General features: G+C 52.9%; 2 pseudogenes. One reads left to right on the forward strand and one right to left on the reverse strand.

Annotation, left to right across the window (positions count from 1 at the left end):
- Positions 1–129: 129 nt before the first annotated feature.
- Positions 130–333 (forward strand): annotated as a pseudogene (locus ACMV5I_RS29510) (hypothetical protein); the annotation flags it as partial.
- On the opposite strand, the pseudogene ACMV5I_RS29515 reads toward ACMV5I_RS29510, so the two are convergent.
- Positions 306–833, reverse strand: a pseudogene (locus ACMV5I_RS29515) (IS3 family transposase); the annotation flags it as partial. The pseudogenes ACMV5I_RS29510 and ACMV5I_RS29515 overlap by 28 nt on opposite strands.
- Positions 834–955: the final 122 nt, after the last annotated feature.

Below are 955 nucleotides of genomic sequence, written 5' to 3' on the forward strand. Positions count from 1 at the left end.
GCTTGAGCGGCTCGGCCATATCCCACCTGCTGAAGCAGAAAAAGCATATTACGCTTCCATCGGGAAAAAGGATCTGGCAGCCTGAGTTCCCGGACTTAACTCTCTCCCACAAAACCGGTACGGTTCAGGCAGAGGCTTACCGGGAGCAATGCTTACTGGAAATGGAACACGACTTATAACCGGCGGTCGGTGGTCGAAACGGCAATGTACCAGGTTAAACAACTGTTCGGTGGTCACCTGACGCTGCGTGACTACGATGCGCAGGTTGGTGAGGCTATGGCCATGATCCGTGCCTTATGTAGTGGTCAAGTAAAACTGGCCACGGTTTTATAAGTTGCGTGGTATCTTCTCTCTGACTCATCAGGTGTCAGACCTCCGTTATATTGGTGAGGTCTGAACGTGCTGTAGTAACCCATTATGTAACGATTGACTTCTTGTCGAGCTGTTTCCGGCGTACCGTAGCCTCCTTCCGGTATCCATTCGCTTTTCAGACTACGGAAGAAGCGTTCCATCGGGCTATTATCCCAACAGTTCCCTCTCCGGCTGACGCTCTGTTTTATCTGCTTTTTCCAGAGAAGTTGCCGGAACTTCAAGCTCGTATATTGGCTTCCCTGGTCTGAGTGGAACATCAGGCCCGCTGGCTTATTACGGCTTTCCCAGGCCATTTCCAGGGCGTTAATAATAAGCTCTGTATCCGCAACCGGTGATATTGCCCAGCCTACGGGTTTACGGGCGAACAGGTCCAACACCACGGCCAGGTAGCTCCACTTCTGCCCGGTCCAGATATACGTGATATCTCCGCACCAGACCTGGTCAGGCTCCGTTACTGCGTAAGCGTCGTTAAATCCCCACAGTGTTCGGTCGTGGGGTTTAAGGTAGGGTGATTTTCCAGGGCAGCAGCGTGTCCCAGTCGATGGCATCGTCCGGCGATTTCAGCGCCGTCAGCAACGCATGC

Source organism: Serratia sp. T13T92 (genome assembly GCF_047530105.1).
Lineage (GTDB): Bacteria > Pseudomonadota > Gammaproteobacteria > Enterobacterales > Enterobacteriaceae > Chania > Chania fonticola.